14 protein-coding genes are annotated in these 15,796 nt (G+C 69.6%); 7 read left to right on the top strand and 7 right to left on the bottom strand.

Annotated elements, in window-relative coordinates:
• Window positions 1-34 precede the first annotated feature (34 nt).
• The 6 genes from dapE to map all read right to left on the bottom strand — a co-directional run bounded on the left by dapE (window position 35) and on the right by map (window position 6,807).
• Complete coding sequence (dapE, locus tag ABE487_RS12075) at window positions 35-1,177, bottom strand: succinyl-diaminopimelate desuccinylase (protein ID WP_346447913.1); 1,143 nt, start codon at window positions 1,175-1,177, stop codon at window positions 35-37.
• Window positions 1,178-1,283: 106 nt separating this feature from the next.
• Window positions 1,284-1,640, bottom strand: coding sequence for an arsenate reductase (locus ABE487_RS12070; RefSeq protein WP_346442203.1), 357 nt, complete (start codon window positions 1,638-1,640; stop codon window positions 1,284-1,286).
• A gap of 35 nt (window positions 1,641-1,675) precedes the next feature.
• On the bottom strand, window positions 1,676-2,542 hold the full coding sequence (locus tag ABE487_RS12065) for a hypothetical protein (protein WP_346442204.1): 867 nt from the start codon (window positions 2,540-2,542) through the stop codon (window positions 1,676-1,678).
• A 2-nt stretch (window positions 2,543-2,544) separates the two neighbouring features.
• Window positions 2,545-3,378: a 2,3,4,5-tetrahydropyridine-2,6-dicarboxylate N-succinyltransferase gene (gene dapD / locus ABE487_RS12060; protein WP_346442205.1), complete on the bottom strand. Its 834-nt coding sequence runs from the start codon at window positions 3,376-3,378 to the stop codon at window positions 2,545-2,547.
• Between the two features lie 29 nt (window positions 3,379-3,407).
• Window positions 3,408-6,023 carry a [protein-PII] uridylyltransferase gene (glnD, locus tag ABE487_RS12055; RefSeq protein WP_346447912.1) on the bottom strand — a complete coding sequence of 872 codons (2,616 nt, stop codon included), beginning with the start codon at window positions 6,021-6,023 and terminating at the stop codon, window positions 3,408-3,410.
• Window position 6,024: 1 nt separating this feature from the next.
• On the bottom strand, window positions 6,025-6,807 hold the full coding sequence (map, locus tag ABE487_RS12050; protein ID WP_346447911.1) for a type I methionyl aminopeptidase: 783 nt from the start codon (window positions 6,805-6,807) through the stop codon (window positions 6,025-6,027).
• 345 nt (window positions 6,808-7,152) lie between these two features.
• Here map and ABE487_RS12045 point away from each other — a divergent pair, with 345 nt between their 5' ends.
• From ABE487_RS12045 to tsf, 7 genes are all read left to right on the top strand, one after another.
• A complete protein-coding gene (locus ABE487_RS12045) occupies window positions 7,153-7,695 on the top strand; it encodes a spore coat U domain-containing protein (RefSeq protein WP_346442208.1) in 543 nt (180 codons plus the stop codon).
• A 6-nt stretch (window positions 7,696-7,701) separates the two neighbouring features.
• Entirely contained in the window at window positions 7,702-8,256 is a 555-nt protein-coding gene (locus ABE487_RS12040; RefSeq protein ID WP_346442209.1) for a spore coat U domain-containing protein, read from the top strand.
• A gap of 34 nt (window positions 8,257-8,290) precedes the next feature.
• Window positions 8,291-9,073 (top strand): molecular chaperone, encoded by a 783-nt coding sequence (locus ABE487_RS12035; protein WP_346447909.1) that lies wholly within the window; start codon window positions 8,291-8,293, stop codon window positions 9,071-9,073.
• Complete coding sequence (locus ABE487_RS12030; RefSeq protein WP_346452203.1) at window positions 9,073-11,418, top strand: fimbria/pilus outer membrane usher protein; 2,346 nt, start codon at window positions 9,073-9,075, stop codon at window positions 11,416-11,418. Before ABE487_RS12035 ends, ABE487_RS12030 begins: the two co-directional genes overlap by 1 nt.
• Window positions 11,418-12,452, top strand: coding sequence for a spore coat U domain-containing protein (locus ABE487_RS12025; RefSeq protein ID WP_346447906.1), 1,035 nt, complete (start codon window positions 11,418-11,420; stop codon window positions 12,450-12,452). Before ABE487_RS12030 ends, ABE487_RS12025 begins: the two co-directional genes overlap by 1 nt.
• A 289-nt stretch (window positions 12,453-12,741) precedes the next feature.
• A complete protein-coding gene (gene rpsB / locus ABE487_RS12020) occupies window positions 12,742-13,527 on the top strand; it encodes a 30S ribosomal protein S2 (protein WP_346442213.1) in 786 nt (261 codons plus the stop codon).
• A gap of 138 nt (window positions 13,528-13,665) precedes the next feature.
• Complete coding sequence (gene tsf / locus ABE487_RS12015; RefSeq protein WP_346442214.1) at window positions 13,666-14,544, top strand: translation elongation factor Ts; 879 nt, start codon at window positions 13,666-13,668, stop codon at window positions 14,542-14,544.
• A gap of 191 nt (window positions 14,545-14,735) precedes the next feature.
• On the opposite strand, the gene ABE487_RS12010 is transcribed toward tsf, so the two are convergent.
• Window positions 14,736-15,656 (bottom strand): hypothetical protein, encoded by a 921-nt coding sequence (locus tag ABE487_RS12010; protein ID WP_346452202.1) that lies wholly within the window; start codon window positions 15,654-15,656, stop codon window positions 14,736-14,738.
• Window positions 15,657-15,796 lie beyond the last annotated feature (140 nt).

Here is a 15,796-nt window from a genome sequence, read left to right as displayed (position 1 = left end):
GAGCCCCGCCGCGGCGAGCCTGCCGTGCGGACGCTCAGTCCGGCGCGGCAGGCAGCAATAGCCGCGCCACCAACGCCTCGTACAGCGACGGCAGCGCCTGGAGATCGGCGACGCGGACGTGCTCGTCGACCTGATGGATGCTGGCGTTGACCGGACCGATCTCGATGCACTGCGCGCCCAGCGGCGCGATGAACCGGGCATCGGAGGTGCCGCCGCCCGTGCTTTCCTCGGGGGCCGTGCCGGCGAAGGCCGTCAGTACCTCGCGCGCAGCCGCGCGCAGCGGCCCCTCCGGCGTGTGGAACGGCTCGCCGCTGCGGTGCCAGTCGAGCGTGTACTCCAGCCCATGACGGTCCAGCAGCGCGGCAGTTTCGGCTTCCAGGCCAAGCGCGTCCCAGTGCGGGTTGTAGCGCAGGTTGAACTGCACCGTCGCGCTGCCGGGAATGACGTTCGTCGCGCCTGTCCCGGCGGCGATGTTGCTGACCTGCAGGCTGGTCGGCGGAAAGGAGTCGAAGCCATCGTCCCAGTGCCGGCCGACGAGTTCGGCCAGCGCCGGCGCCAGCAGGTGGATCGGGTTGCGCGCCTTGTCCGGATAGGCCACGTGGCCCTGCACCCCGTGCACGGTCAGCGTTGCGGACAGACTGCCGCGCCGGCCCACGCGCAGCAGGTCGCCCAGACGCTGCGTCGACGAGGGCTCGCCGGTGATGCACCAGTCGATGCGCGTGCCGCGCTCGGCGAACGTGCGGGCGACTCGGCGCACACCGTCGATCGCAGCGCCTTCCTCGTCGGAGGTCAGCAGCAACGCCAAGGTGCCGGGATGGTCGGGGTGCGCGACGACGAAGCGCTCGGCGGCGATCACGAAGGCGGCGACGCTGCCCTTCATGTCGGCCGCCCCGCGTCCGTACAGCATGCCGTCGCGCACATCGGGCACGAACGGATCGCAATGCCAGGCCTCGGCCGGCCCGCTCGGCACCACGTCGGTATGGCCAAGCAGCGCCAGGACCGGGCCGCCGCTCCCGTGCGTGGCCCAGAGATTGTCGACCTCGCCAAAGCGCAGCGACTCGATCGCGAAACCTGCCTGGGCGAGGCGCCCGGCGAGCAGCGCCTGACAGCCGGCGTCATCGGGTGTGACCGAGCGGCGCGCGATCAGGTCGCAGGTGAGATCGAGGACGTCGGACATGGCAGCTCTCTTGGGACTGGTGTCGGCGGCGCGCAGGCGCGCCCCAGGCGCGTGACCCGGCACGATGGCATCACGCGCCTGCCGGGAGACGTTGCGCCGGCGCTTGTTAGTCGATGCCGAAGCGCTTCTTGAAGCCGTTGTCGCTGAAGCCCTGAGTGACCGTGCCGTCGTCGGTGACCACGACCGGACGCCGAATCAACTGCGGGTACTCGCGCAGCAGCAGCTTCCATTCCGCGTCGCTGGCCGCGCCCTTGCGGTTGTCGGGCAACTGCCGCCACGTGGTCGAGGCCTTGTTGACCATCGCCTCGAAACCACCCAGTTGCCCGGCCCATGCGACCAGCGTCTCGGGCGTCGGCTTGTCGTCGCGGTAGTCGACGAAGGTGTGTGCGATGCCGAAGCGATCGAGCCATTTGCGCGCCTTCTTGCAGGTGTCGCAGTTCTTCAGGCCGAAAACGGTATGCATAGCCATCCGCTAAGCGAAAACAGACGCGCAGAATGTCACAACAGACGTTCGGACACGACCCGGAACGGGACTTTCGGCAGGCTGAAGGCCAAGCCTTCGTCGAGCTTCACTCCCATCGACTCCAGACGCGGACAATGCAGTGGCCCGTCCAGCCGCAGCGGCCGCAGCGCAGCCAGGTCCACCGGCAGGTCGATGCGCGTGCATGCCCAGCGCCGATCGACGGTGCGGGCGATGGCTTGATCCTGGCACGTCAACCAACGCAGCAGCGCCTGCCGATCGCCGAACGCCGCAGTCCACGCCTTGTCATGCCAATCCTCGCTCGCCCGCCACTGCAGCCCCAGCGCCGGCGCACTGCCCTGCCCGCCATCGATACGGGTATGCCCGCTGCCGTTGGCCCGCAGTGCATGCGCAAAGTGGGCGGACAGATGCGGCTGCATGGCATCGCTGCATGCGCGCGCGCCGACGACGAACAGCAACTGGTCCATCACATTGCGGTCGAACAGCACCACGGGCGTGCCGTCGGGGCGATCATCGCGGCGCAGGTACCAGCGCCAGTTGCTCTGATGAGGCGATGGCATCAGCGCACGCACAGGCCCCGCTCGCTGTGGCCCCAGATGCCCATGGCGATAGCTGAGGATGGTGTAAGGGGTACAGCCGGCATGGACGACATAGTGATAGCCCGCAGGTGCGGGGGGCGCATGACGCACGTCCACCCACCAGCTGACATAGACCACATCGCGCACGTCGCTGACCAGCGCGGGCATGCGCCAGCGCCGGAACAGCGCACGACGCGCCCGCGTCCAGCGGGGCGCATGCAGCAGTGACGGCAGCATCCGCCCCAATACGGTGGCGCGAGGATGGCGGTAGGCTGCGGCCTCCGCGAGATCCGCCTCCGCGGTCACTGTCAGTCGGCCAGGCCGCGCAGCAGGTCGTTGACCGAGGTCTTGCTGCGGGTCTTCTCGTCGACCTGCTTGACGATGACCGCGCAATACAGCGAATGCGAGCCGTCCTTGGCCGGCAACTGGCCCGAGACCACGACGCTGCCCGGCGGCACGTAACCGTAGGAGATCTCGCCGGTCGCGCGATCGTAGATGCGCGTCGACTGACCAAGGAACACGCCCATGCCGATGACGCTGTGGTGGCCGACCACGACGCCCTCGACGACTTCCGAGCGCGCGCCGATGAAGCAGTGATCCTCGATGATCGTCGGACTGGCCTGCAGCGGCTCCAGCACGCCGCCGATGCCGGCGCCGCCCGACAGATGCACGTGCTTGCCGATCTGCGCGCACGAGCCCACCGTGGCCCAGGTGTCGACCATCGTGCCCTCGCCCACGTAGGCGCCGATGTTGACGAAGCTCGGCATCAACACCACGTCGCGGCCGAAGTAGGTGCCGCGGCGCACTGCGGCGCCGGGCACCACGCGCACGCCGGCGGCCTTGAACCGGGCCTCGTCGTAGCCGGCAAAGCGCGCCTCGACCTTGTCCCAGAACGGCGCCGGCTGGGCGTCGACGACGGCCATGTCGTTGCTGCGGAAGTACAGCAGCACCGCCTTCTTGAGCCACTCGTTGACCTGCCAGCCGCCGTTGCCATCCGGTTCGGCGACGCGCAGCTCGCCCGATTCCAGGCCGGCCATCGCCTGCTCGACCGCCGGTTTGACCTCATCCCCGATCTCTTGGGCGGTGAGTTCGGCGCGACGCGCGAACGCGTCCTCGATCAACGTCTGCAGCGCTTGGGTCATGGCAGGTCTTCGTGGGGAAAAACGGGGCGCTATCGTGCCATGTCGCCGTCGATCGAAGCGAGCAACGCGGCCCGCAGCCGCGCCTGCGCTGCCTCGTCGAGCGGCTGGCCATCGCCGCCGACGAGCCGGAACACGTCCTCGACGCGTTCGCCGAACGTCGCCACGCGTGCGTCGTGCACGCGCACGTCCTGCTGGCGCAGCACGTGGGCGACATCGGCCAGCAGCCCCGGCCGATCGGTGCACACCAGGCTGAAGACCGTGTGCCGGCCGTCGGCGCCGGGGTTGAACTCGATCCGCGGCGGCACGCGGAAATGCCGCAGGTGGCGCGGCTGGGCCCGGCGCGCCGGGCGCAGGTCGAGCGCGCCGCCGAGCACGGTGGCGAGCTTGCGCTCGATCGTGGCCAGTTCCAGCGGATGGCGCGTGTCCATCGGCAGCACCTGGAAGACGTCGAAGATCGTGCCGCCCGGGCCGTCGAGCGCGCGCGCCTGCTGGATCGCCAGGCCCAGGCGGTCGAGCGTGATCACGATCGCCGAGAACAGACCGTCGCGGTCAGGCGAGTGCACGAAGACCTCCAGCGCCTGCGCCCCGGCCGCGAGCCGCCGCACCCGCACCACCAGTCCGCCCTGCGCACTGTCGCGCAGCGCCAGCGCCTGCCACACCACCTGATCGGCGCGTCCGCGCAGGAAGCTCTCCTGCGGGATCCGCGCGAACAAGGCGTCAGCCTGAGCATCGTCGATGCCGTGGGCCGACAGCAGGCCGCGGGCGCGGTCACGCGCCTCGGCGATGCGCTCGATCGCCGCCACCGGGTGCTCGAGCCCCCGGCGCAACGCCAGCCGCGTGGCAATGCGCAGGTCGGTCAGCAGCCGGTCCTTCCAGGCATTCCACAGCTTGGGCGACGTGCCGGCGATGTCCGCGCAGGTCAGCAGGTACAGGTAATCCAGCCGTTCGCGGTCGGCGACCTCGGCGGCGAACTTGTGGATCACCGCCGGGTCGGAGATATCAAGCTTCTGCGCACTGGTGGACATCAACAGGTGACGCCGCACCAGCCACTCCACCAGCGCGGTGTCGGTCTCGCCCAGGCCGTGGCCCTCGCAGAACGCGCGGGCATCGACCGCGCCCAGTTCCGAATGGTCGCCGCCACGCCCCTTGCCGATGTCGTGGAACAGCCCGGCCAGCAGCAGCAATTCGGGCTTGCGCAATTGCGGCCACACTTCGTGCGCGGTGGAAAAGCGCTCGTCCGGCGCCTCGGACGCGAAGCTGGCGATGTTGCGCAGCACCGCCAGCGTGTGCTGGTCGACGGTGTAGGCATGGAACAGGTCGAACTGCATCCGCCCGGTGACGTTGGCGAACTCGGGGATCCACACGCCGAGCACGCCGAGCCTGGCCATCCGCTCGAGCGTGCGCACCGGTGTGGGCCCACGCAACAGCGCCATGAACTGCTCGCGCAGCGCCGGCGAGGCACTGCGCCAGGACGGCAGCGCGTGCAGCGATTCGGCCAGCGCGCGCGCGGTCTGCGAGTGCAGGCCGCGCAGTTCCTGGCGGTCGGCCCAGATCGCGAACAGGTCGAACACCCGCGCGATGTCGCCGCCCGGCCAGACATCGTCGCGCGCCACCAGATAGCCGCGCTGCACGCCGAACTCGGCATCGAGCGGCCGCAGCGCGCCTTCGCCCTCAATTTGCTCCTCGAATCGCTGCAGCAGGCGTTCGCTGATCCGCTGCACCACCGAGGCGCTGCGGTAGAACTCCTGCATCATCTTCTCGACCAGCGGGTTGTCGGCCTGCTCGACATGGTGCAGTCGCGCGGCCAACGCCTTTTGGTAATCGAAGCGCAGCCGTTCCTCGGCCTTGCCGGCGACCAGGTGCAGCCCGAAACGCAGCCTGGAGAGCGTGCGCCGCTCGCGTTCGAGCGTGGCGTGCTCGTCGACCCCGAGCTGGCCGAGGGCGATCAGCTCTTCCAGGCCGTAGATGCCGAGCACGCGCCGCGCCATCCAACGCAGGTTGTGCACATCGCGCAGGCCGCCCGGACCGTCCTTGATGTTGGGCTCGAGGTTGTCGGCGGTGTCGCCAAAGCGCGCGTGGCGGACTTCGAGCTCTCGCCGCTTGGCATGAAAGAACGCGGCCGCCGGCCAGACCTTGGGATCGGCGATCGCGTCGATCAGCGCGCGCACCTCGCCGATGTTGGCCAGCAGCGGGCGCGCCTCCAGCAGCGCGGTCAGTACGGTCGCGTCGGCGGCCGCCTCGGTGCACTCCTCGAAGCTGCGCACCGCATGGCCGACCGGCAGCCCCAGGTCCCACAGCAGCGCCAGCATCCGGCTCAGCGCCTGCGCATGCGCGGCCTGCACCTGCGGCTCGCCGACGATCAGCAGGTCGATGTCCGAATGCGGGAACAGTTCGCCGCGGCCGTACCCCCCGACCGCGAACAGCGCCAACACCGCCTCGCCCGGAATGCAGCGCGCCCAAGCCTTGCGGACCCAACCGTCGACGGCGTTGGCGCGCGCGGCCAGCAGCCGATCGATGTGCTGGCCGGCGTCGAAGCCCTGGATCAGCCGCGCGTCGTGCGCGGCGAGCGCGTCGCGCGCCTCCGCCACCCAAGCCGCGTCGCCGTCGTCGGCGGCAGGTGCGGTGGCGGCGGTGCGCTCGCCCACGTCAGAGGAACGCGTCGTTGTCGTCGCCCGGAATCCGGGTCAACACGTCGACACCGTCGGCGGTGACGGCGACCGTGTGCTCCCATTGCGCCGAGAGCTTGCGGTCCTTGGTGACCACCGTCCAACCGTCGGGCAGCACCTTGGTGAAGCGCGTGCCCTCGTTGATCATCGGCTCGATCGTGAAGGTCATGCCTTCCTTGAGCACGACACCGGTGCCCGGCGTGCCGTAGTGCAGCACCTGCGGCTCATCGTGATAGACCTTGCCGATGCCGTGTCCGCAATACTCGCGCACCACGCTGAAACGCTCGCTTTCGGCGTACTTCTGGATCGCGTGGCCGACATCGCCGAGCGTGGCGCCCGGCCGCACTGCGCGGATGCCGCGCCACATCGCCTCGCGGGTCACCTCGACCAGCCGCTTGGCCATCACCGACGGCGTGCCGACGACGTACATGCGGCTGGTGTCGCCGTGCCAGCCGTCCTTGATGACCGTCACGTCGATATTGATGATGTCGCCATCCTTGAGCACCTTCGCATCGCTCGGGATCCCGTGACAGATGACGTTGTTGGCCGAGATGCAGGTGGTCTTGGGATAGCCCTTGTAGCCGACGTTGGCCGGGACCGCGCCCTGCACATTGACGATGTGCTCGTAACAGATGCGGTCCAGTTCGTCGGTGGTCACCCCGGGTTTGACGTGCGGGGCGACGACCTGCAGGACTTCGGCGGCCAGGCGGCCGGCCACGCGCATCTTCTCGATCTCGTCGGGCGTCTTGGTCTGAATGCTCATCGGGTCATTATCGCAGATCGCCTGCGTCTTGCCGCGCGGCCGGGGCCGAACGCAGTCCGTGCGCCGGCCGCGCGACGCCGCTTGCGACGACTCACAGGACCTTCACCGCACGCCGCAGCACTATCGCCAGGCACAGGACGACTGCCTATTTTGCTAAACACGCAGTGACGACGAGCGGGCCGCATCAGCGCAGCCTGCCGCCGCGGACAGGAGACCGCCATGCCGCCGGACATCGCCGCCCCGACCCGCGACCCGCATCGAGACACTGCGCCCAGCCCCCCGCAAGCGGGCCAAGTTCGTTGCTTGCCCGCATGCCCTTCCGATCCAACACGACGGAGATGTTCCATGCGCTTGATGCCATTGACCGCCGCCGCCCTGCTCGGGCTGGTCGGTGCGACCGCCCACGCCGAGATCACCGGACAGATCGACGCCACCATGACCCTGCAGGCCGGCTGCATCATCAACGGCGTCGATACCGCCGACGGGGGCAGCGTCGGCACCCTGGGCACGCTCGATTTCGGCACCGAGACCACCGTGTTCGATCAGGCCGACGCCGAAGTGCAGAACGCGGGCAGCGCCATCACCATCCGATGCTCGGAAGGCGTGTCTCCCAGCATCAGCTTCGATGGCGGGCTCAATCCCGGCGCGGCGCCCGATGGCGGCGGAAGCCGCGCGCTGGCGCTACAGAGCGGCGCGGATACGCGTTTCATCAGCTACGAGCTGTACTCCGACGCCGGCAGGTCGACAGTGATCGCCAATGGCGACGCGCTGACGCTGCCCGCCGACGGCAGCGCGCAGACGGTCAACGTCTACGGGCGTGCGTTCGGCGGCGCCGCGCTGTTGCCGGGGACCTACTCCGATGTCATCGGCGTCGTGATCACGCTCTGATCAGCCGTGGCTCGCGCCCGTCCGCGCCGGCCTGGCGCACCTCCGCTCGGCGGCCTGCTCGCAAGCTTGCTGGCGACGCTGCCTGGCGCGCTGCAGGCCGACACCCAGACCACGTTTCCGGTCTCGGCCACGGTGATTCCGGGCTGTGCGATCGACGGCCTGGGGAGCAGCGGCGCTGCAGGCGTGATGGCGACGCTCGACTTCGGCACCGATAGCGCGTTGTCGAACGCCGTGCACACTGCCGATGCCGGTGCGGCGCAGGTGGTCACGCTGCGCTGCACGGCGGGCGTGGTGATGCGCATGCGCATCGATGGCGGTGCGCATGCGGCCGGCGGGGTCAGGCAACTGCGCCACGCCGCGGTCGATCGCAGAATCCCGTACCGGCTCTACCGCGATGCGGCCTTGACCCAGGAGATCGCGATCGATCAGGCGCAGTCGATCACCGTGCCCGGCTCCGCCCCCCTCGGCATCGCGCTGCCGGTCCACGGCCGACTCACGCTGCCCGGCGACGCGCTGCCGGGCGCGTACACCGACACGGTCACCGTCACGCTCGACTGGTGAAGCCGTCTGCCCCGGCCATCGACAAGGACATGTCATGCTCCCGCCCCCACGCCGCCCCGTTCCATTTGCCCGTGTGATCCGCTGGTTGATCGGCGCGGCGATGGCGCTGGCGACGATCGCCGCGCCGGCCGCCAATTCGTTGTTGATCTGGCCGGTCAATCCGACCATCCGCCACGGCGAACAGGCCACCGCACTCTGGATCGAGAACCAGGGCCGGACCACCGCGCACCTGCAGTTGCGCGTGTTCGAATGGCACCAGGTCGACGGCGAGGACGACTATCGACCGCAGCAGGCCATCGTCGGCTCGCCGCCGATGGCACGGATCGCCCCCGGCCAGCGTCAACTGGTCCGCCTGACGCGAACCACCGCAATCCCGGCCGTCGCCGGGGAGCTCGCCTACCGGATCGTCGTCGACGAGATCCCAGTCCAGCGCGCCGAGGATGCGCAGGAACCGGTGGGCTCCCCGGCCGGCGTGCGCTTTCAGTTCCGCTATTCGATCCCGCTCTTCGTCCACGACGACGCGACCGGCCGGGTGGGGCCACAACTGGCATGGGAGCTGCAACGGCGCGACGGCCAGGTCTTTGTGCTGGTCCACAACCGCGGCCAGCGCCACGCGCGCCTGACCGCGCTGGGATTCCGCCGCCCAGGCGGCGCCCACGTCCCGCTGGAGAATGCGCAGCTGGGCTACGTGCTGGCCGGCAGCTTCGCGCGCTGGCCGCTGACCGATGCCGCGCAGGCCGACGGCACGCTGGAGGCGCACATCGACGACCACCGGCGCCTGCGCACGATTCCGCCGGTGCAGGCATCGAGGCGCTGATGCCCCGGCCGTCGACGGCGTGCCTGGCCTCGGCGCTGCTGTGCGCAGGCCTGGCACCGGCGCCGACGGCCGAGGCCGCGACGCCGGCACCTGGCCGGCTGCCGCCGCCCCCGCGGGCGACCGACGCCATCGGCGAGGGCCTGGTGCACCTGGAACTGGTCGTCAACGGGCTGGCATCGGGACGTGTGGTCCCGGTCGAACTGCGCGATGGGCACTACCTGGTCGATGCGCAAGCGCTGCAGGCGCTGCACGTGCGCGTCGACGCCCCGGATGCAGACGGCCGGGTCGCGATCGACCGCCTGCCGGGCGTCGCCGTCGAGTACGACGTCGCCACCCTGCGCCTGCACATCGAGGTGCCTGCCGACTGGCTACCGAGCCAGCACTTCGAGCGCCACGGCGGACCCGCCCGCCACGACTCGCGTGCCAGCCGCGGGCTGCTGCTCAACTACGATCTGTATGCCACCCGCGCGCCGCACGCCGCCACCGCGACTTCGCTGTGGACCGACGTGCGCCTGTTCGGCGACGCCGGCACGGTGTCGTCGTCGGGTGCCTGGCGCCATGGCGGCGCCGCGGGCCGGGCGTTCGTCCGCTATGACACCCGATGGATCCGTGTCGACGAAGCGCAGGCACGGCTCTGGGAGGCCGGCGACCTGATCACGCGAGGGCCGGCCTGGACCTCACCGGTCCGGGTGGCCGGGCTGCAGTTCTCACGCGATTTCTCGCTCCGCCCCGACATCGTCACCTATCCGCTGCCGCAGTTCGCGGGCCAGGCCGGCGTGCCATCGGCGGTCGACCTGTACGTCAACGGCAGTCTCGCCGCGCGCGAGCGCGTCGACCCCGGTCCCTTTGCGCTGACCGAGGTGCCGTTCATCAACGGCGCCGGCGAGGCGGTGGTGGTGGTCACCGATGCGCTGGGGCGGCAAGTCGCCACGGCGGTGCCGTTCTACGTCAGCAGCCGCCTTCTCGCGCCGGGCCTGAGCGACTTTGCGCTCGCGGCCGGTGCATTGCGCCGCGACTACGGTGTCGAGAATTTCGCCTACGGCCCGGTGGTGGCCTCGGCCGCCTACAGCCGCGGCCTCACCGATGCGCTCACCGTCGAGGCGCTCGGTGAGGCCGCCGACGATCTGACCCGGCTCGGTGCCGGCGGCGTCGTCCGGCTGGGCATGCTGGGGGTGGTCAATGCTGCCTACAGCCATAGCGAATCGCGCGGCCGCTCGGGCGGCCAGGTCGATGTCGGCTACCAGTACACCCGCCGCGGATTGACGCTGTCGGCGCAGCACCAGCGCAGCGATCGCGACTTCGTGGACCTGGCCCGCTACGACCCGCGGACCACGCTGCCGTTCCGGCCACGGACAACGGTGGTCGCCGGCAGCGTCGCGCTCGGGCGCTGGGGCAGCGTGGGGCTTGGCCACATCGCGCTGGAGAACGCCGACGCTTCGCGGACCCGACTGGTCAACCTGTCGTGGAGCGTATCGCCGTGGCGGGACATCGGCCTCTACCTGTCGGGCAACCGCGACATCGACGGCGGCGACTGGTCGGCGGTCGCGCAACTGGTGGTGTCGCTGCGGCGCGGCAACGTCACCGCAACGCATGATCGCGCCAGTGGACGCGGCGATGCGCAACGCCTGCGCTACACACGCCCTGTGCCCAGCGACGGAGGACTCGGGCTTGGCCTGGGCTACAGCCGCTTTGCCGCGGGCGATGATCAGCTCGAGCTCGACGCCCTGTGGCGCAACCGCCACATCCAGCTCGGCGGCGGCGTGCGCGGCGGCGCCGGCGCCCACACGCTGTGGGCCAATGCCGCCGGCGCGATCGTGCGCATGGATGGCGGCACCTTTCTGTCGAACCGGATCTCCGATGCCTTCGTGGTGGTGGACACCAACGGCTTTGCGGACATTCCAGTGCGCTACGAGAACGTGACCGTCGGCACCACCGATCGCCACGGTCGGCTGCTGGTGCCGTGGTCCGGGGCGCAGTACGCCGCGAAGTTCGAGATCGACCCACTGCAGTTGCCGACCAACGTGCAAACGCCGATCGTCGAGCAGCGCGTCGCGGTGCGCCGCGGCAGCGGCTATGTGATGCGGTTCCCGGTCGAGCGTACCCTGTCGGCCCTGGTCACGCTGCACGATGCGTCAGGCGCGGAACTCGCACCAGGCACCCCGGTGAGCAGCGCGCAGGGCGAAGCTGCGCATGTGGGCTGGGACGGCCTGGTCTATCTGTCGAGGCTGGCGCCGGACAACACGCTCACCGCGCATCCCGCCGGCGCGCCTGCGTGCACCGTCCGCTTTTCGCTCGACCCCGGCGCCGAGGGCCTGGCGCGAATCGGTCCGCTGGCCTGCCGATGATGCGCATACGTCTCCGCCCCGCCCCGCCGCCGCGCGCACGTCCGCGCCTGCTGCTGCTCGCGCTGCTCGCCGCCGGCAGCGGCGCGCAAGCACAGGACACCGGGTCGTGCGCGGTGGCCAACGCGCACGCCGACCTTGGTACTACCGGCACGCTGGCCTTGGCCGACGGCCCGCGACAGGCGGCCGGCAGCGGCGGCCTGACCTGCAGCGCACTGGCCTTGATCAGCACCTCCTACATCAAGGTCCGACTGGAGACCTCGACGTTCCAACTGGTCCACGACGGCGGTGGGCCCCCGGTTCCGTTCACGGTCCTGGCGCAGAGCACCGGGCCGCAGCTCGGCCAGGGCCAGGAGTTCGATTTCTCGGCGTTGAACCTGCTCAACCTGTTCAGCGGACCTGGCGGCAGCCTGCCGCTGTACATCCGCACCACGCCCACGGCAGGCCTGCGCGCCGGCACCTACACCGGTGTGGTCAACCTGCGCTGGTTCTTCTCGATCTGTACCCTCGGGATCGGACCGTTGTGCGCCTACTCGCAGAGTCCGGGCTTCCAGCGCCCCGGTCTGCTGACGCCGCTCGCGTGGGGCACCGGCATTTCAACGAGCGTGAATGTCGTGCTGCGGCTGGAGAACGACTGCGCGATCGCCGCCCCGCCGCTCGACTTCGGCAGCGCCCCGCTGGCCGGCGCATTCGGTCCGGTGGTGCAGCACATCACGGTCCGCTGCAGCGCGGGCGCCGCGTACACGGTCGGGATCGATGACGGACAGCACTTCTCGGCGGGCTGGCGGCGCATGCGCGACGACCTCGCGCCCACCCAGTTCCTGCGCTACGCGCTCTATAAGGGTGCGGCCTCTGACGAGCGCTGGGGCAGCGTCGGTGCCGAGCGGCGTTCGAGCGCCGGCGCCGAGCTCAATCCCGGCGTCCACACCGGCGCAACGGCCCAGGGCTTCACGTACCGGGCGCTGATCGACCCCACCCAGGCCACGCCACCGCCGGGGGTCTACCGCGACACCCTCCGAGTCGATATCGGCTTCTGAGCGCCGAGGCGCGTTCAGATTGCGCGCTGGCTGCGGCGCAGGTTAGAATCCCGCGCTTGCCGTGCCCGCTCGCCGGGTCCGACACGCAACGCCGGGCGTCACCGGCGAATACACACCTGTCGTATCGACCCGTGCCGGGGTGCCTCGCAAGAGGTTCGGCCACGGAGGCGACAGGGAGGCCCAACCCCGGAATCGAGATGCGAGTCCGATCGCCAAGTGCTGCACATCTCACGTGCGGACTTGCCACGACACCGGCTTCGTTCGATTCCATCATCACGAGATCATCCAAATGCCTCAGATCACCATGCGCCAGATGCTGGAAGCCGGCGTGCACTTCGGCCACCAGACGCGCTACTGGAACCCCAAGATGTCGCCGTACATCTTCGGCGCCCGCGGCAAGATCCACATCATCAACCTCGAGAAGACGGTTCCGCTGTTCAACGACGCGATGAACTTCATCTCGGGCATCGCCCAGAAGCGCGGCATGATCCTGTTCGTCGGCACCAAGCGCAGCGCGCGCGAGGCGATCAAGGAAGAGGCCGAGCGTTGCGGCATGCCGTACATGACCCAGCGCTGGCTGGGCGGCACGCTGACCAACTTCCGCACGGTCAAGCAGTCGGTGTCGCGCCTGAAGGAGCTCGAGTCGGCCGAGACCGACGGCACGTTCGACAAGCTGGTCAAGCACGAAGTGCTGGGCCTGCGTCGCGAGCGCGACAAGCTCGAAGCGTCGCTGGGCGGCATCAAAGAAATGAACCGCCTGCCCGACGCGCTGTTCGTCATCGACATCGGCCACGAGAACATCGCGATCCAGGAAGCCAAGAAGCTCGGCATTCCGGTCATCGCCGTCGTCGACACCAACTACGATCCGGCGCTGGTGGACTACGCGATCCCGGGCAACGACGACGCGATCCGCGCCGTGCAGCTGTACGCCAACGCCGCGGCCGACGCCGTGCTCGAAGGCAAGGCGGCCGCGCCGAGCGCGGCGACCGTGCGCGAGGAAGAGTTTGCAGAAGGCGGCGACAAGCCGGCCCGCGCCCCGCGCGGCAAGAAGACCGAGGACGTCGCGGCCGAGTAATCGCCGCGACATGCGGCTGCGCCATGCTGCGCAGCCGCAGCGCCTCCGGCGCGATCGCCGCTCGTCTGCGAGCGGCGACCGCCAACGACCGGCCGCGCACCGCGCGGCCGACGCATCCACCGAACACTGAGGTCATCCATGGAAATCACCGCATCCCTGGTCAAGGAACTGCGCGAGCGCACCGGCGCCGGCATGATGGAGTGCAAGAAGGCACTGAGCGAGACCGCCGGCGACATCGACGCCGCCGCCGAAGCCCTGCGCAAGTCGGGCCTGGCCAAGGCCGACAAGAAGGCCGACCGCGTCGCCGCCGAAGGCCGCATCGTCGCCACGCAGGACGATCGCGCCGCGGTGCTGGTCGAGATCAACTCCGAGACCGACTTCGTCGCCAAGGATGACAACTTCCTGCGCTTCACCGAGGCCGTCGCCCAAGCCGCCCTCGCCTCCGGCGCCGCCGATATCGATGCGCTCAAGGCTGCGAAGCTCGCGTCGGGCGAGACCGTCGAGGAAGCGCGCGCTGCCGTCATCGCCAAGGTCGGCGAGAACGTGCAGGTGCGTCGCATCGTGCGGATGGAGAGCAGCCACAACCTGGCGGCCTACGTCCACGGCGGCCGCATCGGCGTGCTGGTCGAGCTGCAGGGCGGCGATGCCGACCTCGCGCGTGGCCTGGCGATGCACGTCGCGGCGATGAACCCGCCGCACAACAAGGCCACCGACGTCCCGGCCGAGTTCATCGAGAAGGAAAAGGAAATCGAGCTGGCGAAGATGTCCGACAAGGACAAGAACAAGCCGGCCGACATCCTCGAGAAGATCATCAGCGGCAAGCTCAACAAGATCGTCAACGAGGTCACGCTCTACGGCCAGCCCTACGTGCTCGACACCGACAAGACGGTCGAGGCCACGCTCAAGGCCGCCGGCGCGGACGTGCTGCGCTTCCAGCGCCTGGCCGTCGGCGAAGGCATCGAGAAGGTCGTCGAGGACTACGCCGCCGAAGTGATGAAGCAGGCCGGCCTGGCCTGATCCATCCGCCGCGGTGTCCTTGGACACCGTTGACAGAAAGCACGCCCCTTGCGGGCGTGCTTTTTTTTGCCTCATCTCCCTCGTTCGCGAGAACGAGCGTGCAGCTTCGGGTCGGCAGCCGCCTACCAGCCGGACGCCGCCCTCCCCTCAGTCGGGAGCGCGTCGCTGTCCGGCCACCCAAAACGCGCGCGTCACTCCTGGAAGACCACCCCTTCCATCGACACCGGCAAGTGGTCCTGCGCCGCGCTCTGCTGGAACGCCTCGTAATCCGGGCTTCCGCGAAACGCGCCGAACCGGTAGGGAAACTGCGCCAGATCCGCGTTCGAGAAATCCGGCCGACGCGCCAGGAACAGGCCCACGAGCGCAGAAAGCACCGGCAAGTCCGGGCAATCCTCTTCCATCCACAGGCATTGCCCTGACTCATTGACCTCCAGGAAGACGAAGCCGCCATCGGGCCGGACGATGAAGTCGAACGAGCCGTGCACCAGCCCCAGCATCGCCATGACCCGCAAGCAGCCTTCGCGCACAGGATCGGGCAATTGGAACGGGGTCACCGTCGGATGCTTGGCGGCGTGGCGCCAGTCCACGGCCAGGTCGGGGTCGCCGCGCGTGTCCAGGCGCGCGGCGATCACCGCCTGCCCGAACACGGCCACCCGCACTTCGAACGCCTTGTCGACGAAGTGCTGGTAGATCAGCGGGGACGCCTGCAGCACGCGCGGATCATCCAGGTCCTGCTCGGTCACCAGCGAGGACAGATACTCGTACGACCGGCCGTCGCGCGTGTTCCACAGATGCGGGAAGAACGGTTTGGCGATGACTCGGCCACTGTGCGCACGCACGAACGCGCGGATACGCGCCGGGTCGTTGCTCGCCAGCGTGTCGGGCACGACCATGCCGCAGGCCTGCGCCAGGCGCAGCTGATGCAACTTGTTGTGCCGGCTGGTCATGAAGCTCGTGAGCGGGTTGACCCACCAGGCCTGGGGTGCAAGCACATGCAGCAATCCCCAGAAGAAGCGCTCGCTTTCGCGCTGACAGGCCTCCGCATCGCGGGCATCCAGGCCCGCCGGCACGCCGGGCGAGCGCCCATCCTGCGAATCCAGACGAAATCGCAATCGGTGTCGGGCAGCCCGCCCGCCGTGCCCGCGTCCGTGCCCGCGCGCAATTCGAAGCTATGGGTGGCGCGCGCCGGGAAGTCGCCCAAGCACATCCAGCGCGTCGCGATCCCGCGATCGGCGAGCGCCCACGCCACCGC

This window comes from Luteimonas sp. TWI596 (assembly GCF_039674105.1).
Taxonomy (GTDB): Bacteria; Pseudomonadota; Gammaproteobacteria; order Xanthomonadales; family Xanthomonadaceae; genus Luteimonas.
Note: the sequence above shows the minus strand (reverse complement) of the source record. Positions and strands in the feature narration are given on the sequence as shown.

What these genes read in the sequence shown, in the direction of transcription:
- dapD (WP_346442205.1), bottom strand. Translation starts at nt 3,378, where the DNA reads ATGACCCAAGCGCTGCAGACGTTGATCGAGGACGCGTTCGCGCGTCGC.
- ABE487_RS12025 (WP_346447906.1), top strand. Translation starts at nt 11,418, where the DNA reads ATGCGCATACGTCTCCGCCCCGCCCCGCCGCCGCGCGCACGTCCGCGC.
- tsf (WP_346442214.1), top strand. Translation starts at nt 13,666, where the DNA reads ATGGAAATCACCGCATCCCTGGTCAAGGAACTGCGCGAGCGCACCGGC.
- ABE487_RS12070 (WP_346442203.1), bottom strand. Translation starts at nt 1,640, where the DNA reads ATGCATACCGTTTTCGGCCTGAAGAACTGCGACACCTGCAAGAAGGCG.
- ABE487_RS12045 (WP_346442208.1), top strand. Translation starts at nt 7,153, where the DNA reads ATGCGCTTGATGCCATTGACCGCCGCCGCCCTGCTCGGGCTGGTCGGT.
- rpsB (WP_346442213.1), top strand. Translation starts at nt 12,742, where the DNA reads ATGCCTCAGATCACCATGCGCCAGATGCTGGAAGCCGGCGTGCACTTC.
- ABE487_RS12035 (WP_346447909.1), top strand. Translation starts at nt 8,291, where the DNA reads ATGCTCCCGCCCCCACGCCGCCCCGTTCCATTTGCCCGTGTGATCCGC.
- dapE (WP_346447913.1), bottom strand. Translation starts at nt 1,177, where the DNA reads ATGTCCGACGTCCTCGATCTCACCTGCGACCTGATCGCGCGCCGCTCG.
- ABE487_RS12030 (WP_346452203.1), top strand. Translation starts at nt 9,073, where the DNA reads ATGCCCCGGCCGTCGACGGCGTGCCTGGCCTCGGCGCTGCTGTGCGCA.
- map (WP_346447911.1), bottom strand. Translation starts at nt 6,807, where the DNA reads ATGAGCATTCAGACCAAGACGCCCGACGAGATCGAGAAGATGCGCGTG.